The following is a 25,424-nucleotide window of genomic DNA, read 5'->3' on the forward strand; positions in this document are numbered from 1 at the left end:
CGTTCCATAAACGATGTTGCAACGCGAGGCGACATGGTTTTTCGGTTTTTCCAGTCCGGCCGGAGCGTCAGCCGCGCCAGTACATCGGCATCAGCACGACAACGACGGTCAGGATTTCGAGACGGCCGAGCAGCATCATGATCGACAACAGGCAAAGCTCGGGATCGGCAAGGGTCGAGAAATTGCCCGCCGGCCCGATGATATCGCCAAGGCCCGGGCCGACATTGGAGAGCGCGGTCAGCACGGCGGTGGTCGAGGTGATCAGGTCGTAGCCGAGCAGCGACATGCCGAGGCTGCCGAAGGCCCAGAGCAGGATATAGGCGGTGAAGAACATCGAAACGGCGCGCTGGGTTTCCGAATCGACGCTGAGCCGGCCGTAGCGAACCGAATAGACCGCGTTCGGATAGATCAGCTTCTTCATGCCGGTGCGCAGCATGTTGAACAGAATCAGAAAGCGGTAGGATTTTATTCCTCCCGCCGTCGACCCCGAGCAGCCGCCCATGAAGGTGAGGAAGAACGCCAGCACCACCGCGAACGTGCCCCATTGCGAATAATCGGTGCTGGCGTAACCCGTGGTCGACAGGATCGACGACACGTTGAAGAAGGACTGGGTCAGCGCCGTGACGAAGTCCATCTGGTCATTGAGGCTGATATAAAGCGCGAGCAGGAACACCGCGACAAACAGATAGCCGAGGAACAGCATGATCTGCGGATCGCGCAGCGAATCGAGCCTGCCGCGCACGACGAACAGGATCAGGATCGAAAACGGCAGGCTGCACAGCGTCATGAAAAAGCCCGCGACCCACAGCAGGGCAGGGCTGTCGAAATAACCGAATGAGGCGTCGTGGGTGGAAAAGCCGCCGGTCGCCACCGTCGTCAGGGCATGGTTGAACGCATCGAATTGCGACATGCCGGCAAGACCGTAGCAGATCGCGCAAAGCAGGGTGATGCCGAGATAGATCGCCAGAAACGCCCGGGTGAAGCTCGCCATCCGGGCAAAGGGCTTGTCGCCGGTATCCGATGATTCCATCTTGAAGAAGGCCATGCCGCCGATGCGGAGGAACGGCAGGATGAACAGGCCGAGCGCGACGATGCCGATGCCGCCCATCCACTGCAGCAGGGAGCGCCACAGAAGCAGGCCGGGGGCGGTGTGGTCGAGCCCCGTCAACACCGTCGAACCGGTCGTGGTGATCGCCGACACCGATTCGAACAGCGACTGCGCGAAGGTCAGTTCGCCGCTCGCCAGATAGATCGGGATCGCGCCGATAAGGGCGAAAGTCATCCACAACAGGTTGACCAGGAAGAAGCCGAGTCGCCGGCTGAAGGCTGGCGGATTGCCGCGCATGGCAACCGCGGTGACCGCGCTCACGCCGCCGACCATGAAGCCGCAAAGGGCGAAAACCTGCCAGTCGGCATTCGCGTAATAGAGGTCTACCATGGCCGGAACGAACATCGCGGCTGCGAGATAAATGCCGCAAATCGCCGCGATATAGAAGGCAGACCGCAGAAGCGTGGCGTTCAAGGGTCAGTTCCCTGTCATACTTTCTTGTCAGATACGGGCTTTTTCGTGACCCGGTTTGTATGCCATAGCGGTGTCGTCGGACAAACTCAATGGGAAGCAGGAAATGCGCGACAACGTGATAGCGGCCAAAACCGCGCTCAGAGATCTTTTCGATGCGACGCCGTTGCAGCGCAACGCGCATCTGAGCGCGAAGTTCGACGCGGATATCTATCTGAAACGCGAGGACCTGTCGCCGGTGCGCTCCTACAAGCTGCGCGGCGCCTTTAATTTCATGCGCAAGCGCATGGGCGAGGCCGGGGGCGGGGCCTCGAAAGTGTTCGTCTGCGCGTCAGCCGGCAATCACGCCCAGGGCTTTGCCTTCTGCTGCCGGCATTTCGGCGTCGAGGGCGTGGTCTTCATGCCGGTCACGACGCCGCAGCAGAAGATCGACAAGACCCGGACTTTCGGCGAAGGCTTCATCCGCATCGAACTGGTCGGCGATATTTTCGATGTCTGCTATTCGGCCGCCCGCAAATTTGCGGCAGATAATGACGGCATCATGGTGCCGCCGTTCGACGATCCCGATATCATCGAGGGGCAGGCAACGGTTGCGAGCGAGATCGAGGATGCCTGGCCGGAACGGGACGGGTTGCCCGATCTGATCGTGATGCCGGTCGGCGGCGGCGGGCTGTCGGCAGGAATAACAAGCTATTTCGGCGATCGCCTGCCGGACGAGGCCTATCTGTTTGCCGAGCCGGAGGGCGCGCCGAGCCTGAAACGCTCGCTTGCCGACGGCGAGATCGTGACGCTCGCCGATGTCGACAATTTTGTGGACGGGGCTGCGGTCGGCCGCATCGGCGACGCCAATTTCGAAGCGCTCAAAAGGTTTTCGCCGGATCAGGTGATGGCGGTGCCGGAAAACGCGCTGTGCGTCACCATGACGGAGATGCTGAATGTCGAGGGCGTGGTGCTGGAGCCGGCGGGCGCGCTGGCGCTGACCGCGCTTGCCAGATTGCCGGCGGACAAGGTGCGCGGACGGAAGATCGTGGTTCTGGTTTCCGGCGGCAATTTCGATTTCGACCGGCTTCCCGATGTGAAGGAGCGCGCGATGCGCTATTCGGGACTGAAGAAATACCTGGTTCTGCGCCTGCCGCAGCGCCCGGGCGCGCTCAAGGATTTTCTCGCTCTTCTCGGGCCGGATGACGATATCGCGCGGTTCGAATACTTAAAGAAATCGGCGCGCAATTTCGGCTCCATCCTGATCGGCATCGAGACCTCGCGACCGGAGAACTTTCATGTCCTGTTTGAGAATTTTGCGCGAAACGGCTTGAAATATCAGGATATTACGGAAAACGAGATTCTCGCCAACCTGATCATCTGACGGGCAGCGCTGGCGCAGCAGTCGCCGATCGGCTAGAAAGACAAAAAAGGAGTTTCGAAGATGGCATCGTTTTTTTCTCGGATTGGCTCACTGTTTTCTGGCGGCGCCAGCGGCGAGGGGCGGGAAAACGAGCAGGCGGTGAAATCGATCGTCCACGAGGATTGCATCATCTTCGCCGAGCCGGTCAAGGAAGGGGCGCAGTATCGCCTTCAGGGACGAATCGAAAAAGAGGTGAGCGACGAGACCCTGACGCGCACCTTCATCCGCGCCGACCTGTTCTCCTCGCAGGACGAGGCGATCGAGTGGACCTTCCGCAAGGGCAAGCAGATCATCGACCAGAACGGCAAGTCGTTGTTTTCCGACGGCGCCAAGAGCCGCACGGCGTAAATTATTTCCCGCTCGCGGCAGCGAACAGCGGGGCAACAAACAGAGAGCGGATCGACGCCGGTTTGAGGGCGGACGAAATGCAGCGGAAACCGTCAGGCGCATGAGAGCTATCGTGCTGCCGCGGGCTGAAAGACGAGCATAATCGGGAACATTCCGCCCGCGCATCCTGCGCGGCGGAGTTGGCAATCGACGTTCGGAGCTGGGCGTCACATATGGAAGAGCAGCAAATAGCTGGTCAGAATAGCAATTCCAAAAAATGACAGCCATACGGGCATGTTGAATGATGCCGCGGCGGGCACCTGCGTGTTGCGCTCCCGTTCCATGACAGCGCCACCATGGGTTTCAAGCGCAACAAGGCTGTAGCTCCCGCAACGCCGGCAAACACGGCCGGTGTTCTGCACCATCATGCAATCACTGCATTTGTAGTGAGCCATAATAGTTTTCCTCCGTGGCGGAGTTTATTATGGATTTCTCCTGTAAGCAATATGATCTTCTGAAATACGTCATGGTAAACGCATAAGATATTTGCGTTTTTTACCAGATGGTCAATTGCTGACCGGGCCTTCGTTCAAACTGCGGATGGCTTCACCTTTCTGGTGAAGTCTGTTGGTGAGACCTTCTATAACAACGACAGCTCTTCCGTTTCCTTTACCATTGTTTCTATTTCGGGCGGCGACGCGGTCGTCGGCAGTCCGGTCGCGGATGGCACGACATATTTTCCGGTAGCGCAGCAGACGACACGCTTCGAAGACGACTTCTTCAGCTCCGGCTCGGCAGCAGGAAATCCCCAGCCGCCAGCTGCCGTCGTCGGACCCAACGCCGTCAAGCAGGTTGTTTTTTGGCCGCAATGGCGCCCTCTTCGTTCCACCGCGCTCAGGCGGAGATGGAGAGGACGGCCCCGAACAGGTTGTGACGCTCTCCAGCGACGTCGAAACAACGTCGAATATCGGTTGGGAAGTCGGCGGCATCGGCGGCAATCTTCTGGTCTCGCTCATCGGGAGTGCTGGCAATGGCGGAACGGTGAGCGTCAGCAATGGCGGCACCACGGGTACGGGTGACGATGTCGCCGTGCTCGCCGATGCGGATATCCTTGTCACCACCGGTCCGGCGGATATCGAAGAGCCAACGGATGAAAGCTTCGAACAGAAGCTGCGTGATGTGCTTGGCGCGACGGCCGTGGACTTCATCGAGTTGCAGGTCGACACCTTCGGTTTGAAAACGCTGATGGTCGATGCCGGCCTGTTTGAAGATGATGATGTCGTTTCAGATACGGAAGGTCGTCCATTCTGGATGGACATCGTCAGCTTCTCCGTCGGTTCTTCGATGCAATCTTATGGCTGCGCGCTTGGCCTTCCACTTGCGCTTTCGATATGAGTTGGGCACAAGAGGGCCGCTGGGAAAACAGCCGGCTACCCTTTTTAATTCTGGAAGCTTCATCATGCTCGATATCAAATGGATTCGCGAAAACCCGGAGGCGCTCGACAAGGCGCTTGCCGCGCGCGGCGCCAGGCCGCTTGCCGCAGAAATCGTCGATCTGGATGAAAAGCGCCGTTCCGTGGTGCAGCGCCTCCAGGAAATGCAATCCCGCCGCAACGCCGCATCCAAGGAGATCGGCATGGCGATGGGCCGCAAGGATACCGCGCTTGCCGAGAAGCTGAAGGCCGAGGTCTCGGAACTCAAGACCGCGATGCCGACGCTGGAGACCGAGGAGCGCGCGGCGACCGCAGCCCTTGACGACCTTCTCGCGGGCATTCCCAATGTGCCGCTCGACGACGTGCCGGTCGGCGCGGACGAGGAGGCGAATGTCGAAATCCGCCAGTGGGGCCAGAAACCCGGCTGGAACCATGCCGCGAAAGAGCATTTCGAAATCGGCGAGGCGCTCGGGGGCATGGATTTCGAACGCGCCGCCAAGCTTTCCGGCTCGCGCTTCACGGTGCTGACCGGCGCATTCGCCCGGCTGGAGCGCGCGCTTGGCCAGTTCATGATCGACATGCACACCACCGAGCACGGTTACCTTGAGGTCAGCCCGCCGCTTCTGGTGCGTGACGAGGCGCTGTTCGGAACCGGGCAATTGCCGAAATTCGCCGACGATCTGTTCAAGGCCTCGGATGATCGCTGGATGATCCCGACGGCGGAGGTGCCGCTCACCAATCTGGTTGCGGGCGAAATCCTGCCGGCGGAGGAACTGCCGTTGCGTTATTCCGCGCTCACCTATTGCTTCCGCTCGGAGGCGGGGTCTGCCGGCCGTGATACCCGCGGCATGCTGCGCCAGCACCAGTTCCTGAAATGCGAAATGGTCTCGATCACCGACGCCGACAATTCGCTCGATGAGCTGGAGCGGATGACGGCGGCGGCCGAGGATGTGCTGAAGAAGCTCGGCCTGCATTACCGCGTGATGGCGCTTTCGACCGGCGATATGGGCTTTTCGGCGCGCAAGACCTATGACATCGAGGTCTGGTTGCCGGGGCAGGACAGCTATCGCGAAATCTCGTCCTGCTCGGTGTGCGGCGATTTCCAGGCGCGGCGCATGAATGCGCGCTATCGCGGCAAGGATGAGAAGCAGACACGGTTCGTGCATACGCTGAACGGTTCCGGCGTGGCGGTCGGCCGGGCGCTGATCGCCGTCGTCGAGAATTATCTCAACGAAGACGGTTCTGTCACGGTTCCGGATGTGCTGGTGCCTTATATGGGCGGCATGACCCGCATCGAAACGGCGAAGTGAGAGCGACATGCGCATATTGCTGACCAATGACGACGGCATTCACGGACCCGGCCTTGCCGTGCTGCAGGCGCTTGCCGCCCAACTTTCCGACGATGTCTGGACGGTGGCGCCGGAGACCGACCAGAGCGGCCTTGCCCATTCTCTGACCTTGTCGGAACCGCTGAGGCTGCGGCAGATGGGCGAGAAGCAATATGCGCTGCGCGGCACGCCGACCGATTGCGTGATCATGGCCGTGCGCGAAGTGCTGCCCGAGCCGCCGGATCTGATCCTTTCGGGCATCAATTCCGGCGCCAACATGGCCGACGACGTCACCTATTCCGGCACGATCGCCGCAGCCATCGAGGGGACGATGCAGGGCGTTCGCTCGATCGCGCTCAGCCAGACCGGCAATTACGACAATGGCCGGCGGTATTTCCCCTGGGAAGTGGCCGAGCGCCACGCCCCGTCGCTGATCGACAAACTGCTGTCGCTCGAACTTCCCGAGGGCACGTTTCTCAACGTCAATTTCCCGTGCTGCGCGCCCGACGACGTCAGGGGCGTCAGGGTCACGGCGCAGGGCAAGCTCGAATCGGGGCTTTCGGTCGACAAGCGGAGCGATGGCCGGGGGCTGCCCTATTACTGGCTGACCTTCCGCGAGCGCCTCAGCGCCTTTGCCGACGACAGCGATCTGCAGGCGATCGGAGAGAACTATCTGTCGGTAACGCCGCTGAAGCTCGACTTGACCGACCATGCGGTTCGCGACAGGATCAAGGCGGCGCTCGGGTGATTTGAAAAGGTATGGCTGTGGCGACGAAGCTTCAGGAACGGGAAGGGTTTGCGGCCCTCGTCATGCGTCTTCGCGCCGGCGGCGTCACCAATCTCGACCTGTTGTCGGCGGTCGAGGCGACGCCGCGCTCGCTGTTCACGCCCTCGCATATGGCGCCCTATGCCTATAGCGGTCGCTCGGTGCCGATCGAATGCGGGGCGTTCATGGAAAGCGCCGATCTCGCCATTCGCCTGATCGATATCCTGAAGATCAAGCCCGGACAGCGCGTGCTCGAAGTCGGCACGGGCTCGGGCTATACCGCCGCCATCATGGGCCGCATCGCCGAGCGGGTGCTGACGGTCGAGCGCTATCGCACGCTCGCCGAACTCGCGCGCAAGCGCCTTGCCGAACTTTCGCTTCAAAGGGTGGTCGTGCGGCAGGCCGATGGCCGCGAGGGGATGACCGGCGAGGGGACCTTCGACCGCATTCTCTATACCGTGGCGCTGCCGGAAATACCGCGCGTCCGCGTCGAGCAACTCGTATCCAACGGCGTCATCATGGCGCCGCTGCTCAGGGAAGGCGCTTTGCCGCTGATGGTGCGCATGACGCGAATCGGAAGCCGTTTCGAACGCGAGGACCTGTTCGAGGTTCCCTATCTTCCCGCCGAGCGCGGACTTTCCAAGGCTCTTTAGCGCTCCGGTTTTCCGGCGGATCGGGCGCCGGTTTCCTTTTTTATCGCTGAATTTTGCGCTCGTTCGTCGGCTTTAACCGTGCGGTAACTCTGATGTGGTTAAAACCGCTGCAGTAAAGAGTTCAAGCGTACAGGGTCGGTTCATGCGTATTTCTGGGCTGCCGGAAGTCGGCAAAGCAACACAAGGCGTACTCCTCGTTTCGTCGCTGGCCATTTTGGCCGCCGGGTGCAGTTCTGAAACCTCCCGCCTGAGCAATGGGCCGGATACGATGACCACCGGCTCGGTCGTTCCGCAATATCAGCAGCTCGTGCCGCCCGCCAATGTCGGCGGCGGTGGCTATCAGTCTATGCCCTCGGCCGGCCAGGCTGTTGTCAGCAACCAGCCGATCAATACCGCGACCACCGCAGGTTCGGGCGCGCGGATGGCGACCACGCCGGTGACGGTGCAGAGCAACGCGCTGCCGCCGCCGGTAGCCGCGCCGGTGCAGACGGCGGCTTTGGCGCAGCCCGCCAACCCTGCGCCGCAGCCGGCCGCTGTCGGCGCGCCGAGTTCGCTGCCCTCCAGCACCCAGGACGTGGCGACCCGGCGGGTGATGATGCGCTCGGATGAATCGCTATCCGCCTTTGCCAGCCGCAACGGCGTCAGCGAACAGGATATCCTCAGGCTGAACGGGTTCACCAGCGCTTCGCAGGTCCGCCCCGGCCAGGTTCTCGTCGTTCCGGTGATCTCCAGTCAGCCATCGGTCGCCAAATCCGCGAGCCAGACCCAGGGTCTGCCGCCGGCAGCTCCCACGCAGCTTCCTTCCGATACGCCCGACCAGCGCGTCGCGGTTCTGCCGGGCACGGCCGGCGTTCGCGAGCGCCAGAGCGTGGACGCGACCAGCAGCGCGTCGCCCGCCCGCAACGGCGAAAGCGGTGACGGCAATGTCTACACCGTGAAAAGCGGCGACAGCCTTTATACGATCGCGAAATCCTATGGCGTCACGGTTGATTCGCTGAAGGCCGCCAATGGCCTGAGTTCCGCCAATATCCGCATCGGCCAGAAGCTTGCGATCCCGAGCCAGGGCGCTCCGGCCCAGCCGGTGGCGCCGGTCGAGACTGCTGCCGCCCCGACAACGCCGGTCAACAAGACCGCGCAGACCGGCGACAGCCCCAAACCCTATCAGCCGCCGGCCGCCGAAAAGACCGCCGTCGTCGAGGAGGTCGCCGTTCGCTCCGATGCGGGCGAAGTGGTGCCGGAAGGCACCGGAATTGCGACCTATCGCTGGCCGGTCAAGGGCGCGGTCGTCGTTGGCTTCGGCCAGCCCTACGGCGATGACATCAGCGAGGGGATCGATATTTCGGTTCCCCAGGGCACGCCGATCAAGGCCGCCGAAAACGGCGTCGTGGTCTATGCCGATGACGGGCTTTCCGACTACGGCAACGCTATCCTGATCCGCCATGACGACGGCAGGGTGACGGTCTACGGCTATGCCGAGGAACTGACGGTCAAGCGCGGCGACAGCGTCCAGCGCGGCCAGACCATCGCCACATCCGGCATGAGCGGCAAGGCGCAGCGCCCGATGGTTCACTTCGAGGTCCGCGACAACACCACCGCCGTCGATCCGATGCCGTTCCTCAACGGTTGAGAAGGCTCTCACCACCAGATAGCTCCGCGGCGCCGAACGGCGCCGTCAGACTGCTGACAAAGCAAGAGGCCTTGACCATCATTTGTCATCGGCCCCTCGTCTTGTGTCATGCTCGGACTTGATCCGAGCATCCAGGCGGCTTGTCATATTGAATTTGCCAAGAACGACAGCGCCTCTGCCGAGCGGCCTGGATCCTCGTGTCAAGCACGAGGATGACGCGGAATGTGGGGAGGCGTTTGTCAGAAAACTGGCGGCGCCGATCGGCATCGTGTTTTTTTGCATAATGTGCGGCTGATCAGGTTTGCTGCTTTGCTTACGCCGTCTTGCGGTGGTGTGCAGCGCCGCCCCTCTACTGTACCATGCTTCATCAACAGGCTTGCGCAACCTCCGCAATCAATATAAACATATCTTTATATCTTGATGAAGGCTTGGGGCGATGGCGAAGTTCGATCTGGAAACCATGGTGGAGGTGCTGAAGGCGGTGGGCGAGCCCACACGGCTGCGGCTGATCGCGCTGCTTGCGGCCGGCGACCTCACGGTTTCGGATCTGACCGATATCCTCGGCCAGTCGCAGCCGCGCATTTCCCGGCATTTGAAACTGCTCGCCGAGGCCGGGCTGATCGACCGCTATCAGGAAGGCGCCTGGGCCTATTTCCGGCTCAGGGACGAGGGCTCGCCCGCCCGTCTCGTGCGCCAGCTTCTGGAGAACGCCTCGCAGGAGGATTCGGCGCTGAAGCGAGACCTCGCTCGTCTTGCGGCCGTCAAACAGGCGCGGGCGGAAAAGGCCGAGGCCTATTTCGCCCAGCATGCCGGCGAATGGGACCAGATGCGCCGTCTCCACATTTCCGAGGCCGAGGTGGAAAACTGCCTTGTCGGCCTGATCGGCGACAAGCCGGTGCAGAACATGCTCGATCTCGGCACGGGCACCGGGCGCATGCTGCTTTTGCTGAAGGATGTCTATCGCCGCGCCGTCGGCATCGATGCCAGCCGCGACATGCTGGCCGTCGCCCGCGCCAATCTTGATGCCGAGGGCCTGACCCGCGCGGTCGTGCGGCTCGGCGATATCCTCAACCTACCGCTGGAAAGCGAGGATTTCGATCTGGTGATTATCCATCAGGTGCTGCATTTCCTCGAAAACCCGGACGTTGCGATCGCGGAGGCCGCGCGCGTGCTGCGCCCCGGCGGCCGGCTGGCGGTCATCGATTTCGCGCCGCACGATCTGGAATATCTGCGCGCCGACCATGCCCATCTGCGTCTCGGCTTCTCCCATCAGGCGATGGAGGACTGGATGCAGGCAGCCGGCCTCGATGTGGAAAAGGTGACCGATCTTCCCTTCGCGGCCGCAAGCGGACGTTCCCTGACGGTGACGGTCTGGCTTGCGCGCGATCCCCGCCTGCTTGTCGCCGGCGGCAATGAAAAGACTTTTGCGAGGAGTGTCTGAGGCAATGACCGACGTAACCGCTACGCACGCGCGTCCGATCGAGTATTCGTTCGAATTTTTCCCGCCGAAGAGCGAGGAGGCCACGGCTGGATGGTGGCGGGCGGTGGAAGCGCTGTCGGCCTATGATCCCGCATTCGTCTCCGTCACCTATGGCGCCGGCGCTTCCAGCCAGGCCCCGACCTTCGATGCCGTCAAGCGCCTGATCGATGAGACCGATCTCGTCACCGCCTCTCATTTGACAGTGGTGAACGCCACCAGCGGCGAGGTCGACGCCGTGATCCGCAGATTCCGCGATGCCGGCGTGAAGCGTTTCGTCGCGTTGCGCGGCGATGCGCCGGATGGCGTCGGCGCGGCCTATCGTCCGCATCCGGGGGGCTACGAGAATGCCGCGGCACTGGTGGTGGGCCTCAAGGCGATCGATGATTTCGACATCTCGGTCTCGGCCTATCCGGAAAAGCATCCCGAAAGCGCCGACCGCGCCGCCGATATCGCGATGCTGAAGGCCAAGGCCGAGAACGGCGCCGACCGCGCCCTGACCCAGTTCTTCTTCGACAATGACGTGTTCGAGGACTATCTCAACGACGTGCTGAGGGCAGGGGTGACGATCCCGGTGCTGCCGGGCATCATGCCGGTGCAGAACCTCAACCAGCTCAGGCGCTTTGCGGCGATGTGCGGCGCGAGCATACCGGATTTCCTCGAACGGCGTCTCGGCGGCCTTGCCGACGATCCGGCGGCGCATTTCGAGGTCGCGGCCGACATTGCCGCCGAGCAGGTGCTCGACCTGCAGAAGCGCGGCATTTCGGAGTTCCATTTCTACACGATGAACCGCTCCAGGTTGCAGATAGCGGTGTTCGAGCGTCTGGGCCTCAAGCCTGCCGCAAGGGCGCGGGGCAACGTCGCCCGCGAGGCTGGCTTCGCCGAGGAGAGGCTGGGGCGGACAGGATAGGAGCGGCGATCAGCGCGTCGGGCGAGAAAGCGATTTTTCGTTAACCCGACGCGCCAAGGTACAATATCCGGAATATCGACCGCTATTTCAGTCGGCCATCGCGGCTTCGTATCTGGCCGATAGCGCCATCCACTGTTCTTCGATTTTTGACAGTTCCGCCGCCGCGTTCGCGCGCGCCTGGATCATCACCTTCGCCTTTTCGGGCGACTGGGTGTAGAGCTTGGGATTGGCGAGATCGGCATCGAGCCTGGCGATGATTTCCTCGATCTTCGCGGTCTTCTTCTCGGCCAGATCGATCTGTTTCTTCAGCGGCGCCAGCGAGGCGCGCCGGTCGGCCGCGCTCTTGCGCTGTTCGGATTTCGAGCGTGTGTCCTCGACGGCGGGCTTTGCCGCCTTCGGCTTGCCGCCGGAGATGATCAGATCGCGATAATCATCGAGATCGCCATCATAGTTCTTCACCGTGCCATCGTGGACAAGCCAGAGCCGGTCAACGGTCGCCTCGATCAGATGACGGTCGTGGGCAATCAGGATGACCGCGCCGGGATAGTCGTTCAGCGCCTGGATCAGCGCGTTGCGGCTGTCGATATCGAGATGGTTGGTCGGCTCGTCGAGGATCAGCAGGTTGGGTGCGTGAAAGGCGGCAAGGCCCATCAGCAGCCGCGCCTTCTCGCCGCCGGAAAGATCGCGGGCGGGCGTATCCATCTTTTCCGTCGCAAGACCCATCTGGGCGACGCGGGCGCGCACCTTTGGCTCCGCTGCCGCCGGCATCAGCTTGCGCACATGGGCGATCGCGCTTTCCGTCGGCACAAGGTCGTCGATCTGGTGCTGGGCGAAGAAGCCGGTCAAAAGCTGCGGGGCGAGCTTCAGCGTGCCGCTTTCCGGTTTCAGCCGGCCGGAGATGAACTTCGCGAAGGTGGACTTGCCGTTGCCGTTGGAGCCGAGCAGCGCGATCCGGTCGTCATTGTCGATGCGCAGATCGAGCCCCGTGAGGATCGGCTTGCCCGGCGTATAGCCGACCGCGCCGCCCTCGATCGCGACGATCGGGGAGGCGGGTATCTTTTCAGGCGCGGGGAACGAAAAGCCCTGAACGTGATCCTCGATCACCGCCGAAACCGTGCCCATCCGTTCCAGCGCCTTGACCCGGCTTTGCGCCTGTCTGGCCTTCGAGGCCTTGGCCTTGAATCGGTCGATGAAGCTCTGCAGATGCTTGCGCTGGGCCTCGTTCTTGACATGCGCCTTCATCTGCAACTCGTCCTGGGCGGCCTTCTGGCGGGCGAACTGGTCGTAGGAGCCGCGATAGAAGGTGAGCTTCTTCTGATCGAGATGGACGATGGCGTTGGCCGCGGTATTCAGAAGGTCCCGGTCATGCGAGATGATGATGACGCTGTAGGGATAGCGGCGGATGTAATCCTCCAGCCAGAGCGTACCCTCAAGATCGAGATAGTTGGTCGGCTCGTCGAGCAGCAGCAGATCCGGCTCGGAAAACAGCACCGCCGCCAGCGCAACGCGCATGCGCCAGCCGCCGGAAAACGACGATGCCGGACGCCTTTGAGCCTCCTCGTCGAAGCCGAGACCCGAGAGGATGCTGGCCGCGCGCGCCTCGGCCGAATGGGCGTCGATATCGGCAAGCCGCGTGTGGATTTCGCCGATCCGGTCGGGGTCGTGCGCGGTTTCCGCCTCGGCCAGCAGCGCGGCGCGTTCCTTGTCTGCGGCCAGCACGATATCGATCAGCGGGTCCTCGGTTCCCGGCGCCTCTTGGGCGACCTGGCCGATCCGCGCTCTCTTCGGCAGCGAAACCGTGCCGGTCTCGGGCGCAAGCAGCCCGGTCAGCACGCGAAACAGCGTCGACTTGCCGGCGCCATTGCGCCCGACAAGCCCCGCCTTCATCCCATCGGGAATGGAAACGGTGGCGTTTTCGATCAGAAGGCGTCCGGCGACGCGGACGGTAAGGTCGGATATCGAGATCATGGTGGGGTTTTGTCTGAAACCGGACCGCTTGGCAAGCTCTGCTTCAAGCGTCCGCGAGCGCGCGTCCTTCCGGGGTGCGCAGGAAGTAGCTCATGTCGAGCGTGAGCGACGGGCGGCCGAGCATGGTCAGCATCATATGGACCTGGCCCCGGTGGTGGGTCTGGTGGTTGAAGAAATGCGCCAGCGTTGTGCCCAGCCGGTCGGTATAGGGCTGGGGCGGATTGCCGCGCCGATAGGAAAATGTTCCTTCAACGCTGTCGAGCCCGCCGATGAAACCGATGATCTTGCGGTCCATCTCCTCGCGCGCCGCCTTCAGCATCTGAAAATCCTCGAACAGGATCGTGTCGAGCAGGACCGGGCCGGTATCCTGACCCGCAAACCGCGTCATCCACACCCCGTCGGCATAAAGAACATGATTGAGCGTGGCGTGAACGGAGGGGAAGAAGGCGCCGAGTTCGCGGCGATAATCCTCATCGGGAAGTTCTGCCGCAGCGGCATATACGAGGTCATTGGCCCAGGCATTGTAGGCGGCGAAACGGCGGTAATGCTGCAGCATGAGCTTCTCCTTTGGCTGCACAATAGCGCGGCCTGCGCCGCTTACCAGCGAGAAATTTTGATGGTTTCAGCAATAAGTGTCATGCGTCATTGCCGCCGAACGTGCTAGTTTCGAAATCAGGACGGAAGGAGTTTTTCATGGTTCGTATTCTCTACACGCTTTGCGGCGCCGATCCCGACATCCGCTTCTCTCCTCATTGCTGGAAGATCGTGCAGGCCCTGAGGCACAAGGGGCTCGATTTTACGGAAAAGCCCGTGGGCTTCACCGAGATCGCGAAGCTCGAGAACGGGTTTTCGAAAACGGTGCCGATCCTGATGGACGGCGACAGGCTGATCGCCGACAGTTTCGCGATCGCGCTCTATCTCGAACAGACCTATCCGGACGCGCCTTCGCTGTTCAGGGGCGAGGGCGGGGCCGGCATGGCGCGGTTCGTCGAGGCCTATTCCCAGTCGACGCTTCATCCCGCCATCACCCGGATCGCGCTCAAGAATATCCACGACATGCTGTCCCCGGTCGACCAGGCCTATTTCCGTGAAAGCCGGGAAGCGCGCCTCGGCGCAACGCTTGAAGAGGTCATGACCGGCCGCGAGGCGGAAATCGCCGCTTTCGCCGACAAGTTGAAGCCGCTGAGGGTCATGCTGAAGAGCCAGCCCTTCATCGGCGGCGCCGAACCGCTGTTTTCCGACTACATCGTCTTCGGGGCCCTGCAATGGGCGTTCAAGACCGGTAATTCAGGCCTGCTCGATGCCAATGACCCGGTGACGAACTGGTTCGAACGCTGCCAGGCCTTCACCGAAGCGTCATAATCGTCAGCCGCGCAAATTCGTCGTGTCCGACTGCTTCCATTTTGGCCGAAACCGCTTTATACACCGGCCAAATTTCATGAACGCAAAGGACCATAACATGGCGATTGAACGCACTTTTTCGATGATCAAGCCGGATGCCACCAAGCGCAACCTGACCGGCGCGATCACCAAGGTTTTCGAGGAAAACGGCCTCAACGTCGTCGCCTCCAAGCGGGTATGGATGGCGAAGCGCGAGGCGGAAGCCTTCTATGCCGAGCACAAGGAGCGTCCGTTCTTCGGCGAACTCGTCGATTTCATGTGTTCCGGCCCGACCGTGGTCCAGGTTCTGGAGGGCGAAAACGCCGTTTTGAAGAACCGCGAGATCATGGGCGCGACCAATCCGGAAAAGGCCGACGAGGGCACGATCCGCAAGACCTTCGCGTTGTCGATGGGCGAAAACTCGGTTCACGGCTCGGATGCGCCGGAAACCGCAAAGCGCGAAATCGGCTTCTGGTTCTCCGAAACCGAAATCGTCGGCTAAAGCCTTCAGCATAGGTTGCCGCATTCTTTGATAAAGCCCGCGTGAGAGCGGGCTTTATCCGACAGTACTTGAGCTGTTGAACCGTCGGGCGGTGAACATGAAATCCGCCTGTAGAAGTTCGGCTGATTGCGGGTCTTCCCACCCTTCGCCAATCAGCACGATGCGATAGCCGAGACCTGCCATAGTCGCCAGGACATCATGCACCGGCTGTTCGTCAGCGTAGACGGGCTTGAATGACACTTCAAGCTGAATGAGTGCGATGCGCTGCAAGGCGCCGAGAGCGCCGCGGATGACGGGCAGCTCGAAACCTTGTGTGTCGATTTTCAGAAACACACGCTCGCTGGGACGAACCACCTCGTCGAAGACATGGTCGAGCCTTTGAACTCGCACCTTTTCCTGAGCTATGGGCCGGATCGAGGGTTCGACCTCCATCGACCACTGCTCAGCCTTTAGAATTGAACTGCTAAAGGAATTCTCCGAGATGTTAATCGTAGCGAAGCCGTCTTCCTCTCCGATTGCGGATTGGATGCAGGTCCACCGCTCATCCGCTTCGGTTGCCTTTTTCAGTTCGGAAAACGCTGACGTCATCGGCTCAAAGGAAACAATACGCCCCTGATATCCGGACTGTCTCAGTTGCTGAGCGAACTGGCCGACATTCGCTCCTACATCGAGGACGAGATCAATCCCGTGTCTTTCAATGATGCGGAAGCGTCGGTGGTCTGTATGCATATGAATGCTATCCCCACAGCAAGAGTTCACTGTTTTTGAGTGCTTAGCCGTTCGGCGGCGCGTTCGCTGGCCGAACGGCGGGTGGACTGGAACATGTGGAAGCGGGCGCGCACGGCGTCGACGATCTCCGGCGGCGCGGTCTTCGGCGTGCCGCAGCGATAGGGCGGCTGGGGGTCGTATTCCATCTGAAGCTGGATCTGCTGGGCGGTTGCCCTGTCGGTCATGTCCTCGACCACCCTTAAGGCAAAATCGATGCCCGAGGTGACGCCCGCGCCGGTGATGCGATTGCGGTCGACGACGACGCGCTCATGCACCGGCTTGGCGCCGAACAGCGCCAGTTGCTCGACCGAGGACCAGTGCGAGGTGGCGCGGTAGCCTTTCAGCAGGCCGGCCGCCCCGAGCACCAGCGAGCCGGTGCACACCGAGGTGACCAGCCGGCAGCCGGGCGCGATCCGGCGCAGGAAGTTCAGCGTCTCGTCGTCATCCATCAGCGCGATCTGGCCCGGCCCGCCGGGAACGCAGACGATATCGAGGCTCCGGCACTGCCCGAATGTGGTGTTGGGCAGCACCCGAAGCCCGCGATCGACGATCACCGGATCGAGATTTTTCCAGAGAAACTTGATATTGGTGCCTGGCATGCGATTGAGGACGTCGGCGGGCCCGAACAGATCGAGCTGGGTCAGGCCCGGATACATGATCAAGCCGACATCTATAGAGGCGGCACTGGCGGTCATGGCGGTGGTCCTCGTCGCGCGGTAAATCGATTGAAACAGGGGTCATCCGGAGGATAGAGCTATTTGCAATCCGGGCAACCCCGCAATCGCGCTTCTATCGCAACATCGTGACCGTTTTATTGCCAACGCCCGCGGGCCTGCCCATCCTGTTCGCGGGCGTTTACCCATGCGCCGGCTCCGCCATTCTTCAGGTGTTCCTTCTTCCAGAATGGCGCGTCGGTCTTCAGGAAGTCCATCACGAAGGATGCACCGTCGAAGGCGGCATGGCGATGGCTGGCGGCGGCGATCACCACCACGATCGGATCGCCGGGCAGCATCCGCCCGAAACGGTGGATCGCCGTCAGCCCGAGAAGTCCGAAGCGTTCGATCGCCTGATCTGCGATCCGGGTAATCTCGGCCTCGGCCATGCCGGGATAATGCTCTAGCTCCAGCGCTTCGAGCCTGCCGCCTTCGTCACGGCAATGGCCGGTGAAGCTCACGGTCGCGCCGATATCTGTATGGTTGCTGGTGAGATCGTTTATTTCTGCTGCAATATCAAATGTTTCCGCCTGTATTCTGACTTTCGGGATGATCCGCATTGCTCACCCTCCCGTCATCGGCGGAAACAGCGCGATCTCGCGCGCGCCGGCAATCGGCGCATCATGCTCGGCATGAAACCTGTCGAGCGCGACCCGGATCACCTCCGGTTCGACGAGGGCGGCGGCATAATTGTCGCCGCGCGTCTGGAGGAAGGCGAGCAGCCCCGCGACGTCCGTGACATCGGCGGGGATATCGAGTTCCTCCTCGCCGGCGCCGATCCGCTCGCGCACCCATGCGAAATAGACAAGCTTGGTCATCGTTCCGCCTCCACCACATGCTTGATCCCGGCGCGAAAATAGTCGTAGCCGGTATACATCGTCAGCGCGGCCGCGACCCACAACAGCACAATGCCGAGATTGGTGGTGTAGGGGATGACCTTGTCGCCGGCGGGGCCTGCCAGCAGCAGGGCGATCGCCACCATCTGCGTCGCGGTCTTCCACTTGGCGATCCGGGTGACCGGAACCGAGACCTTGAGACCGGCGAGATATTCGCGCAGGCCCGATACCAGCACTTCGCGGCACAGGATGATGATCGCGGCCCACAATGTCCAGCCGGCAATCGTGCGCTCGACATCGGCGGCCAGCAGCAGCAGGCATGTGGAGACCAGCAGCTTGTCGGCGATCGGGTCGAGCATGCGGCCGATATTGGAGGTCTGGTTCCAGGCGCGCGCGAGATAGCCGTCGAGGAAATCCGTGAGCGACGCGATCACGAAGATCGTCAGCGCCGCCCAGCGGGCGAAATCCGAGCTGGAGAGCTTTCCCTCCAGAAAGAAGCAGAGAACGATCAGCGGCACTGCCAGAATGCGGCCATAGGTCAGGAGATTGGGTAGGTTGTAAGCTTTCGATGCCATCGCGTCATTCCATCTGCTTGCGTGGGGAGGTCGCGCCCAGCCGCAAAATGCTTCCAATGCAAGCCCGAGGTCAATGCGGCGCGGCATTAAACCTGTGACAGGTTTTCACAATTTACGCGATACGGCCGCTATTTGCGCCCGCCCTCGTGAAAATGACCGTAGATCAGCCGCGCCATCGCCTCCGAAATCCCGTCGACGCCGGCAAGGTCCGAAAGGCCCGCGCGCGAGACCGCCTTGGCCGAGCCGAAATGCTGCAGCAGCGCGCGCTTGCGCGATGGTCCGATCCCGGCGATTTCATCGAGCGGGTTGCGGACCATCTCCTTCTTGCGGCGCGCCCGGTGGGAGCCGATCGCAAAGCGATGAGCCTCGTCGCGCAGACGCTGGATGAAATAGAGCACCGGATCGCGCGGCGGCAGCGAGAAATCGGGCCGTCCCGCCATGAAGAAGCGCTCGCGCCCGGCCTCGCGGTCGGCACCCTTGGCGATGCCGATCGCCGTGACCGCATCGGCTATTCCGAGCTCGTCGAGGATCGCCCGCACCGCCGACATCTGCCCCTGTCCGCCGTCGATCAGGATCACGTCCGGCCAGGCGGGGAAGGGGGCTTCGATGTCGCCGTCCGGCGCAATGCTGTGGTCGGGGCTGTGGTCGGGGCTGCGGTCGGGGCTGCCATGCTCCTTGATCAGCCTTGCAAAACGGCGGGTCATGACCTCGCGCATCATGCCGAAATCGTCGCCGGGCGTGATCTCGGTCGATTTGATGTTGAACTTGCGGTACTGCGCCTTCACGAACCCGTCGGGTCCGGCGACGATCATGCCACCGACCGCATTCGTGCCCATGATGTGGGAGTTGTCATAAACCTCGATCCGGCGCGGCGGGTGGGGGAGGCCGAAGGTTTCGGCAAAGCCGGCGAGCAGGCGCGACTGCGTCGCGGTTTCGGCGAGCTTGCGGCCATGGGCCTCGCGGGCATTGGCAAGGCCGTGCTCGACCGCCTCGCGCTTTTCGCCGCGCTTCGGCACGGTGATCTGGATCTTGCGTTCGGCCCGTTCCGACAGCGCCAGTTCCAGCAGCGCCTGTTCCTCGATTTCCTCGGACAGGAATATATTCCTCGGGATCGGCTTGTCGTCGTAGAACTGCGCCAGGAAGGCGTTCAGGATCTCGGCGCCGGTCAGCGACGGATCGGCTTTCGGGAAATAGGCGCGGTTGCCCCAGTTCTGGCCGGTGCGGTAGAAAAACACCTGGATGCAGCAGAGCCCGCCCTCATTGTGGATCGCGAACACATCCGCTTCCTCGATGCCTGCCGGATTGACGCCCTGATGGCCGAGCACATGGGAAAGCGCGGACAGCCGGTCGCGATAGATCGCGGCGCTTTCGAAATCGAGGTTTTCCGACGCCGCGTTCATCGCCTCGGCAAGCTCGGCATGGACCTGCCTGCTCTTGCCGGAGAGAAAGGCGCGGGCCTCGTCGACCAGTTCGTCATAGCCCGCTTTCGAGATTTCACCGGTGCAAGGGGCCGAACAGCGCTTGATCTGGTGGAGCAGGCAGGGGCGCGTCCGGCTTTCATAGACGCTGTCGGTGCAGGAGCGGATCAGGAAGGCGCGCTGCATCGCGTTGATGGTGCGCCCGACCGCGCCGGCGGAGGCGAACGGCCCGTAATAATCGCCCTTGCGGGCGCGGGCGCCGCGATGCTTGAACAGCGCGGGCGCTTCGTGGTCGCCGGTGATCAGGATGTAGGGAAAGGATTTGTCGTCGCGCAGCAGAACATTAAAACGTGGGCGCAACCTTTTGATAAGGTTGGCTTCAAGCAGCAATGCTTCGGTTTCCGTCCTGGTGGTGACGAATTCCATATGGGCGGTTTGCGACACCATGCGGGCGATGCGGTTGGAGTGGCCGCGCCCTTGCGCGTAATTGGTGACGCGCTTTTTCAGCGACCGTGCCTTGCCGACATAGAGCACGTCGCCATTGGCATTGAACATGCGGTAGACGCCGGGCGCGTTCGGCAGGCGCTTGACGAATTCGGCGATCAGCTCGGCGCCCTTCAGCGCATGCTGCTCGCTCGCCGCGTCATTCCACTGGATCGCGTCGGCCGAAGGCACGGCGACCTCGGGGAGGCCGTCATCATCCTCGTCGTCATAAACAATGCCGCCGTCAGGCGCGTTGCGTGTCATTCATTGATACCCGCTGCATCCGGTGTTTCCCAGGCCAGGTGCTGCCCGCCATCGAGCGCGATCATCTGGCCCGTGATCGAAGGCGTTTCGAATAGATAGCGAATCGTTGCCGCAAATTCCGAAAGCGCCGGTCCTCGTCTTAAGATAAGGGCTCGGACCTGGCTTTCAAAATCCTCGTCGCTCTGGCGGACGTTTTTCAGCGTCGGGCCGGGGCCGATCGCGTTGACGCGGATGTTCGGCGCGAACGCCTGCGCCATGGTCTGGGTCGCGGTCCAGAGCGTGCTCTTGGAGAGCGTATAGGTGAAGAAGCGGGGGCCGAGCGCCCAGACCCGCTGGTCGATCATGTTGACGATCAGGCCGGTTCGCCCGCCGCCTGCCTGCCGCGCGAAATGCTCGGCCAGTATCAGCGGCGCCTTCACATGGATGGCGAAATGACGGTCGAACTGCGCGGCATCGAAGCGGGCGGCCTCGTCATCGTTGAAAAGCGAGGCGTTGTTGACCAGGATAGCGACCGGCCCCATCGCATCGTTGACCGCGCCGATCAGGCGGCCCGTCTGATCGGGGACGAGGAGATCAGCCTGGAAGGCGCGGGCCTCGATGCCGCTGTCGGCGAGCGATTGCGCCAGCGATTCCGCCTCCCTGAAACTGCTATTGGCATGGATCGCCACATTGAAGCCGTAATTGGCCATGCCCTCGACGATGGCGCGGCCAAGTCTTTTCGCGCCGCCGGTGACGAGAACGGTTCTTGAGAGCGGTTTTTGCTGCATTGATGCATCCTTCGAACGGCGGTGCGAAGCTTATATCGCCTTGCCGCAGCAACGGCCAAACGGAATTTGTAGCACCCTGGAGGCCCGGGGGAAATGAAGACCGCACGGGATCGAAATTGATTTGAATATAAATAATGTATTAACTTTATTGTTTTTATTATTTCTGTGTATAAATATCCTGTTAACGATAGTTATAAGGTTAATTTTGGTAGCATTGAAAAGATAATTATCCGCGCCTATTTCTTCTCTCAAGTGCAGTCCGCGAGAATACAGTCGGCGGGCACGTTAAAGGAGAGACAAGATGCGGAATTTCAAAACGACGACCGCCGTCGCGATGGCGGTACTGATAGGCGCTGGCGCGGCACAGGCCGCGGATGCCATCGTCTCTGCCCCTTATGAACCGAGCCCGGTAAGCTACGCGCCGCCGGCCAAGATTTCGAACTGGAGCGGCTTCTACCTCGGCGGCGCCGCCAACTGGGACTGGGGTACGTTCAACGAAGGCGATTTCAACGCTGATGGCTGGGGCGGCACGCTGTTCGGCGGCTACAACCTGCAGAGCGGCTCGATCGTCTACGGCGTCGAAGCCGATCTCGCCACCTCGAACCAGAGTGAAGTGGTCAACCCGAATGTGAAGATGGAACAGGGCGTCAACGGCTCGCTGCGCGGCCGCGTCGGCTTCGCCATGGATCCGGTTCTGCTTTACGGCACGGCCGGTCTCGCCGGTTCCAAGCTGGTTGCCAAGCAGACAGGCGACAAGGACACGCAGATGGGCTGGGGCTACACGGTCGGCGCCGGTGCCGAAGCCATGATCACGGACAACATCTCGGCCCGCCTCGAATATCGCTACACCGATTACGGCAAGCAGGATTTCAAACTGAACGGCGCGACCTATGATCGCGGCTTTCAGGAAAACACCGTCAAGGTCGGTCTCGGCGTTCACTTCTGAGAACCCGACAACGCTTGATGCAGGGGAAGGCTCGCCGCGAGGCGGGCCTTCAATTTGTCGACAAAGCTCGTGCCCGCTCGGGGCGTAGCCTCCGCTCTGCCGTCATTCCGGCCTTGAGCCGGAATCCAGCAAGCGCCAAGTCCTTGCGCTCAAAGACTTTTCCTGAGATTCACCACGTATGGCCCTGGATGCCGGGTCAAGCCCGGCATGACGGAAAAGATAGGGAAGGGCTTTGTCAGCATTCTGGAGGCTCGCCGCGAGGCGGGCCTTTTTGGTTCGGACCGCGCCGGGGCGAACCGCTGACTATACCTGCGGCCGCAGCCGGGCGTAATCCGGAAAGCGCTCCTCGAACGCCGCCGGCCAGTTGGCAAGGCGGACGCGGTGCTCTTCCCACTGGCCGGGAAAACGCAGCATCAGATAGCCGAGCAGGCTGGCGAGCGCGAAATGGCCGGCATTGAGCCGCTTGCCGAATGCGGGCGGATGGGCGTCGAGGTGGTCGAGACCGCGGCGCACCTTGTCCCACTGGCGGTCGACCCAAGGCTGATGCCAGGTCTCCGGCGTGCGGAAACGTTTCTCGTAGATCACCAGAATCGCGGCGTCGCAGATGCCGTCGCAGAGCGCCTCGGTGCGTTCCACGGCCGCGCGCTTTTCCGGGCTGCGCGGATAGATCCGGGCATCGTCTCCGGCGATGCCGTTTAGATAATGCATGATGGTGCGGCTGTCGTAATAGGTTTCGCCGCTGTCGGCGACGAGGGTCGGGATCTTGCCGAGCGGGTTGGCCGCCAGGAGATCGGCCGGATTGTCCGGCGTCGCGGTCGGCATGACGTCGAGCCCGAGGCGGAGATAATGGGCCGCCATCACCACCTTGGTGGAGAAGGGCGAGGCGGGGGCATAAAACAGTTTCATCGGCCGTCTTCTTTCTCATGAGCGCTCTCGCCGGCGATCCAGAAACGGCTGGCGCGGGCGAAACGGTCCTGCGCCAGGCAGGTCTTCAGATAGGGCAGCAGAATATCGAGTTCGCGCGCCAGCGTATAGGGAGGATTGACGACGACCAGGCCGGAGCCCGCCAGACCGGTGTCGCGATCGCTCCTCACGCTAAGTTCCGCACAGAGGATTTTCGGGATCGCCAGATCCTTCAACGTCTGATGGAAGGCTGAGACTGGCGCGCCGTTCTTGATCGGATACCAGAGCAGGTAGGTGCCGGTCGCGAAACGGCGATGGGCCTTTGCCAGCCCATCGGCGAGGCGGTCGAACTCGCCCGGTTCCTCGAACGGCGGATCGACCAGAACGATGCCGCGCCGTTCCTTGGGCGGCAGGTGGGCGGCAAGGGCGAGCCAGCCGTCGAGATGGGTCGCGCGGACCTGATAATCGCCGTCGAATGCGACATGCAGCGTCTCGTAATCGTCCGGGTGCAGTTCCATCAGCGAAAGCCGGTCCTGCTTGCGCATCAGCATGCGGGCAAGGCGCGGCGAGCCGGGATAGGTTTTCACGCCGCCGTCCGGATTGAGGGCGCGCACGCAATCGAGATAGGGCTGAAGCAGGGCCGCGACATCACCCGGCAGGTCGGCCGCAAGCAGCCGGCCGATGCCATCGCGCCATTCACCGGTCTTTTCGGCTTCTCCGCTCGAAAGGTCGTACTGGCCGATGCCGGCATGGGTATCGAGAATCCGGAAGGCGGCGTCCTTGCGCTGGAAATAGCGGATGACATTGGCGAGCACGGCATGTTTCAGAACATCGGCGAAATTTCCGGCGTGATAGATATGGCGGTAATTCATCGCGTCCTCGCATTGCCTTCGGCGCGGATGTTATTATGACTGTCGGCATCGCTTTACAAGCGCGGCTTTACAAGCGGCATCCGTCCGCTCGCTTTCGACAAGGAACCCTCCATGACCACGAATCGCGTTAAAATTCTCGAGAAAAACACGCTTTTCGAGGGTTGGAGCCGGATCGTCGAATATGTCTTCCGCTATCGCGACAGCAAGGGCAGCGAGAGCGAGCGCTCCTGGGAGGTGTGCGAGCGCCCGGAGGCCGCCTGCGTGCTGGTCTATGATCGCGATCTCGGCAAGTTCGTGCTGGTGCGGCAGTTCCGCGTTCCGGTCTATGCGATGGGCGGTCGCGACGGCTTTCTGCTGGAGCTTGCCGCGGGCCTGATCGATGACGGCGAAACGCCTGAGGAGGCCGCGATCCGCGAGGCCCGCGAGGAAACCGGCTACGCGGTCGGCGATCTCGTTCCCGTCACCGCGATGATCTCCGCGCCCGGCATCCTCACCGAAATCGTCCACTGCTTCGCGGCGGTCGCCGACAGCAGCATGCGGGTCGATGACGGCGGCGGGCTTTCCGACGAGCACGAGGATATCGAGATCGTCACGCTGACCCTCGACGAAGCGATGGCGATGGTGACCTCGGGCGATATCAGCGACGCAAAGACGATCATCATGCTGCAATGGGCGGCGATGAACAGGTCGGTGTTCGGGCTTTAGGTTATCGCCTGCCGCCGAAGGCATGTGGCTCAGTCCGAAAACTGCTCGGCCAGTATGCGTTCCGACCACGAGCGGTTCGGGTCGGACAGCACTTTCGCGCGGGCGGCCGGATCCTGCTCGATGCGGACATGGAGCACGTGCTTGACCTCGGTATGGTCGGCAAACGCGTTGACCAGCCGCTTTTCCGGTTCAAGCACTTCGATATCGACGACGGCGGTGTTGGGCAGAAGCGCGCCGCGCCAGCGCCGCGGCCGGAAGGCACTGACCGGCGTGATTGCCAGAAGCGGTGCTTCCAGCGGTATGATCGGGCCGTGGACGGAGAGGTTGTAGGCGGTCGAGCCGGCGGGGGTTGCGACCAGAATGCCGTCGCAGGCAAGCTCCGGCAGGCGCACCCTTCCGTCGACGCTGACCTGCAGCTTGGCGGCCTGGTGGGACTGGCGCAGCATCGAGACCTCGTTGATCGCAAGCGCGATCGACGACGTCCCGTCGGCATTGCGCGTGGTCATGCGCAGCGGGCGCAATTCGTTCATATCGGCGACTGTCAGACGGCCGAGCAGGTCGTCGGTCGAATATTCGTTCATCAGGAAGCCGACGGAGCCGCGGTTCATGCCGTAGACCGGGGTGTCGGAGTTCATGTATTCATGCAGCGTCTGCAGCATGAAACCGTCGCCGCCGAGCGCCACGATGAAATCCGCCTGTTCCGGCGCGACATTGCCGTAGAGCCTGGTGAGTTCCACTGAGGCGGTTTCGGCATCTTCGGCGCCGGAAGACAGAAAGCAGAGGGCGGGACTGGGTTTGGGCATATCGCTTTTCCGTTCGGGTTTCGCGCGGGGGCCAGATCACCCGAGCGGGCCCCGATTTGCAAGCCCTTCGCGGCGCCGA

The 25,424-nt window shown here is 62.0% G+C and carries 28 protein-coding genes; 13 read left to right on the forward strand and 15 right to left on the reverse strand.

The window, feature by feature from the left end; translation table 11 throughout:
- Window positions 1-67: 67 nt before the first annotated feature.
- Window positions 68-1,522: a TrkH family potassium uptake protein gene (locus tag HQ843_RS15520; RefSeq protein WP_180897475.1), complete on the reverse strand. Its 1,455-nt coding sequence runs from the start codon at window positions 1,520-1,522 to the stop codon at window positions 68-70.
- A 103-nt stretch (window positions 1,523-1,625) separates the two neighbouring features.
- Here HQ843_RS15520 and ilvA point away from each other — a divergent pair, with 103 nt between their 5' ends.
- Together ilvA and HQ843_RS15530 are read left to right on the forward strand one after the other, a co-directional pair.
- Window positions 1,626-2,882, forward strand: a complete 1,257-nt coding sequence (gene ilvA, locus HQ843_RS15525; RefSeq protein ID WP_180897474.1) for a threonine ammonia-lyase — start codon at window positions 1,626-1,628, stop codon at window positions 2,880-2,882.
- A gap of 60 nt (window positions 2,883-2,942) precedes the next feature.
- On the forward strand, window positions 2,943-3,269 hold the full coding sequence (locus HQ843_RS15530) for an HlyU family transcriptional regulator (protein ID WP_180897473.1): 327 nt from the start codon (window positions 2,943-2,945) through the stop codon (window positions 3,267-3,269).
- A gap of 206 nt (window positions 3,270-3,475) precedes the next feature.
- On the opposite strand, the gene HQ843_RS15535 is transcribed toward HQ843_RS15530, so the two are convergent.
- Together HQ843_RS15535 and HQ843_RS15540 are read right to left on the reverse strand one after the other, a co-directional pair.
- Window positions 3,476-3,703: a hypothetical protein gene (locus HQ843_RS15535; protein ID WP_180897472.1), complete on the reverse strand. Its 228-nt coding sequence runs from the start codon at window positions 3,701-3,703 to the stop codon at window positions 3,476-3,478.
- A gap of 111 nt (window positions 3,704-3,814) precedes the next feature.
- The gene (locus HQ843_RS15540) at window positions 3,815-4,117 is read right to left on the reverse strand and encodes a hypothetical protein (RefSeq protein WP_180897471.1); all 303 of its coding nucleotides are present in this window, start codon (window positions 4,115-4,117) and stop codon (window positions 3,815-3,817) included.
- Window positions 4,118-4,178: 61 nt separating this feature from the next.
- Here HQ843_RS15540 and HQ843_RS15545 point away from each other — a divergent pair, with 61 nt between their 5' ends.
- The 7 genes from HQ843_RS15545 to metF all read left to right on the forward strand — a co-directional run bounded on the left by HQ843_RS15545 (window position 4,179) and on the right by metF (window position 11,442).
- Window positions 4,179-4,643 carry a hypothetical protein gene (locus tag HQ843_RS15545; protein ID WP_180897470.1) on the forward strand — a complete coding sequence of 155 codons (465 nt, stop codon included), beginning with the start codon at window positions 4,179-4,181 and terminating at the stop codon, window positions 4,641-4,643.
- A gap of 64 nt (window positions 4,644-4,707) precedes the next feature.
- Entirely contained in the window at window positions 4,708-5,991 is a 1,284-nt protein-coding gene (gene serS, locus HQ843_RS15550; RefSeq protein ID WP_180897469.1) for a serine--tRNA ligase, read from the forward strand.
- 7 nt (window positions 5,992-5,998) lie between these two features.
- Window positions 5,999-6,757, forward strand: a complete 759-nt coding sequence (gene surE, locus HQ843_RS15555; protein ID WP_180897468.1) for a 5'/3'-nucleotidase SurE — start codon at window positions 5,999-6,001, stop codon at window positions 6,755-6,757.
- A 17-nt stretch (window positions 6,758-6,774) separates the two neighbouring features.
- Window positions 6,775-7,428, forward strand: a complete 654-nt coding sequence (locus HQ843_RS15560; RefSeq protein ID WP_180902169.1) for a protein-L-isoaspartate(D-aspartate) O-methyltransferase — start codon at window positions 6,775-6,777, stop codon at window positions 7,426-7,428.
- Window positions 7,429-7,696: 268 nt separating this feature from the next.
- Window positions 7,697-9,055 carry a LysM peptidoglycan-binding domain-containing protein gene (locus tag HQ843_RS15565; RefSeq protein WP_180897467.1) on the forward strand — a complete coding sequence of 453 codons (1,359 nt, stop codon included), beginning with the start codon at window positions 7,697-7,699 and terminating at the stop codon, window positions 9,053-9,055.
- 436 nt (window positions 9,056-9,491) lie between these two features.
- Window positions 9,492-10,496, forward strand: coding sequence for an ArsR/SmtB family transcription factor (locus tag HQ843_RS15570; protein ID WP_180897466.1), 1,005 nt, complete (start codon window positions 9,492-9,494; stop codon window positions 10,494-10,496).
- A gap of 4 nt (window positions 10,497-10,500) precedes the next feature.
- Window positions 10,501-11,442, forward strand: a complete 942-nt coding sequence (metF, locus tag HQ843_RS15575; RefSeq protein WP_180897465.1) for a methylenetetrahydrofolate reductase [NAD(P)H] — start codon at window positions 10,501-10,503, stop codon at window positions 11,440-11,442.
- Between the two features lie 87 nt (window positions 11,443-11,529).
- Here metF and HQ843_RS15580 read toward each other — a convergent pair whose 3' ends face one another.
- Both HQ843_RS15580 and HQ843_RS15585 read right to left on the reverse strand, forming a co-directional pair.
- On the reverse strand, window positions 11,530-13,410 hold the full coding sequence (locus HQ843_RS15580) for an ABC-F family ATP-binding cassette domain-containing protein (RefSeq protein ID WP_180897464.1): 1,881 nt from the start codon (window positions 13,408-13,410) through the stop codon (window positions 11,530-11,532).
- Between the two features lie 43 nt (window positions 13,411-13,453).
- Window positions 13,454-13,966: a DinB family protein gene (locus HQ843_RS15585; RefSeq protein ID WP_180897463.1), complete on the reverse strand. Its 513-nt coding sequence runs from the start codon at window positions 13,964-13,966 to the stop codon at window positions 13,454-13,456.
- Window positions 13,967-14,103: 137 nt separating this feature from the next.
- On the opposite strand from HQ843_RS15585, the gene HQ843_RS15590 reads away from it, so the two are divergent.
- Both HQ843_RS15590 and ndk read left to right on the forward strand, forming a co-directional pair.
- The gene (locus HQ843_RS15590; protein WP_180897462.1) at window positions 14,104-14,772 is read left to right on the forward strand and encodes a glutathione S-transferase family protein; all 669 of its coding nucleotides are present in this window, start codon (window positions 14,104-14,106) and stop codon (window positions 14,770-14,772) included.
- Window positions 14,773-14,869: 97 nt separating this feature from the next.
- Window positions 14,870-15,292 (forward strand): nucleoside-diphosphate kinase, encoded by a 423-nt coding sequence (gene ndk / locus HQ843_RS15595; RefSeq protein ID WP_180897461.1) that lies wholly within the window; start codon window positions 14,870-14,872, stop codon window positions 15,290-15,292.
- Between the two features lie 54 nt (window positions 15,293-15,346).
- Here ndk and HQ843_RS15600 read toward each other — a convergent pair whose 3' ends face one another.
- From HQ843_RS15600 to HQ843_RS15630, 7 genes are all read right to left on the reverse strand, one after another.
- Window positions 15,347-16,021 (reverse strand): FkbM family methyltransferase, encoded by a 675-nt coding sequence (locus HQ843_RS15600; RefSeq protein ID WP_180897460.1) that lies wholly within the window; start codon window positions 16,019-16,021, stop codon window positions 15,347-15,349.
- 26 nt (window positions 16,022-16,047) lie between these two features.
- Window positions 16,048-16,755, reverse strand: coding sequence for a DJ-1/PfpI family protein (locus HQ843_RS15605; RefSeq protein ID WP_180897459.1), 708 nt, complete (start codon window positions 16,753-16,755; stop codon window positions 16,048-16,050).
- A gap of 116 nt (window positions 16,756-16,871) precedes the next feature.
- Window positions 16,872-17,333, reverse strand: a complete 462-nt coding sequence (locus HQ843_RS15610; RefSeq protein ID WP_180897458.1) for a molybdenum cofactor biosynthesis protein MoaE — start codon at window positions 17,331-17,333, stop codon at window positions 16,872-16,874.
- A gap of 3 nt (window positions 17,334-17,336) precedes the next feature.
- A complete protein-coding gene (moaD, locus tag HQ843_RS15615) occupies window positions 17,337-17,591 on the reverse strand; it encodes a molybdopterin converting factor subunit 1 (protein WP_180897457.1) in 255 nt (84 codons plus the stop codon).
- A complete protein-coding gene (gene pgsA / locus HQ843_RS15620; RefSeq protein WP_180897456.1) occupies window positions 17,588-18,184 on the reverse strand; it encodes a CDP-diacylglycerol--glycerol-3-phosphate 3-phosphatidyltransferase in 597 nt (198 codons plus the stop codon). Before pgsA ends, moaD begins: the two co-directional genes overlap by 4 nt.
- A gap of 128 nt (window positions 18,185-18,312) precedes the next feature.
- A complete protein-coding gene (gene uvrC / locus HQ843_RS15625) occupies window positions 18,313-20,349 on the reverse strand; it encodes an excinuclease ABC subunit UvrC (protein ID WP_180897455.1) in 2,037 nt (678 codons plus the stop codon).
- Window positions 20,346-21,116: an SDR family oxidoreductase gene (locus HQ843_RS15630; protein WP_180897454.1), complete on the reverse strand. Its 771-nt coding sequence runs from the start codon at window positions 21,114-21,116 to the stop codon at window positions 20,346-20,348. The genes uvrC and HQ843_RS15630 overlap by 4 nt, the downstream gene beginning before the upstream one ends.
- Before the next feature lie 301 nt (window positions 21,117-21,417).
- On the opposite strand from HQ843_RS15630, the gene HQ843_RS15635 reads away from it, so the two are divergent.
- Window positions 21,418-22,062: an outer membrane protein gene (locus tag HQ843_RS15635; RefSeq protein WP_180897453.1), complete on the forward strand. Its 645-nt coding sequence runs from the start codon at window positions 21,418-21,420 to the stop codon at window positions 22,060-22,062.
- A gap of 303 nt (window positions 22,063-22,365) precedes the next feature.
- Here the strand turns inward: HQ843_RS15635 and HQ843_RS15640 are convergent, their stop codons facing one another.
- Window positions 22,366-22,968 carry a glutathione S-transferase gene (locus HQ843_RS15640; RefSeq protein ID WP_180897452.1) on the reverse strand — a complete coding sequence of 201 codons (603 nt, stop codon included), beginning with the start codon at window positions 22,966-22,968 and terminating at the stop codon, window positions 22,366-22,368.
- Entirely contained in the window at window positions 22,965-23,837 is an 873-nt protein-coding gene (locus HQ843_RS15645; RefSeq protein ID WP_180897451.1) for a 23S rRNA (adenine(2030)-N(6))-methyltransferase RlmJ, read from the reverse strand. Before HQ843_RS15645 ends, HQ843_RS15640 begins: the two co-directional genes overlap by 4 nt.
- A gap of 111 nt (window positions 23,838-23,948) precedes the next feature.
- Between HQ843_RS15645 and HQ843_RS15650 the strand changes: the two genes are divergently transcribed.
- Window positions 23,949-24,542 (forward strand): NUDIX domain-containing protein, encoded by a 594-nt coding sequence (locus HQ843_RS15650; RefSeq protein WP_180897450.1) that lies wholly within the window; start codon window positions 23,949-23,951, stop codon window positions 24,540-24,542.
- A 29-nt stretch (window positions 24,543-24,571) separates the two neighbouring features.
- Here HQ843_RS15650 and HQ843_RS15655 read toward each other — a convergent pair whose 3' ends face one another.
- Window positions 24,572-25,345: an NAD kinase gene (locus HQ843_RS15655; protein WP_180897449.1), complete on the reverse strand. Its 774-nt coding sequence runs from the start codon at window positions 25,343-25,345 to the stop codon at window positions 24,572-24,574.
- Window positions 25,346-25,424 lie beyond the last annotated feature (79 nt).

The sequence above is a fragment of the Martelella sp. NC20 genome (genome assembly GCF_013459645.1).
Taxonomy (GTDB): Bacteria; Pseudomonadota; Alphaproteobacteria; order Rhizobiales; family Rhizobiaceae; genus Martelella.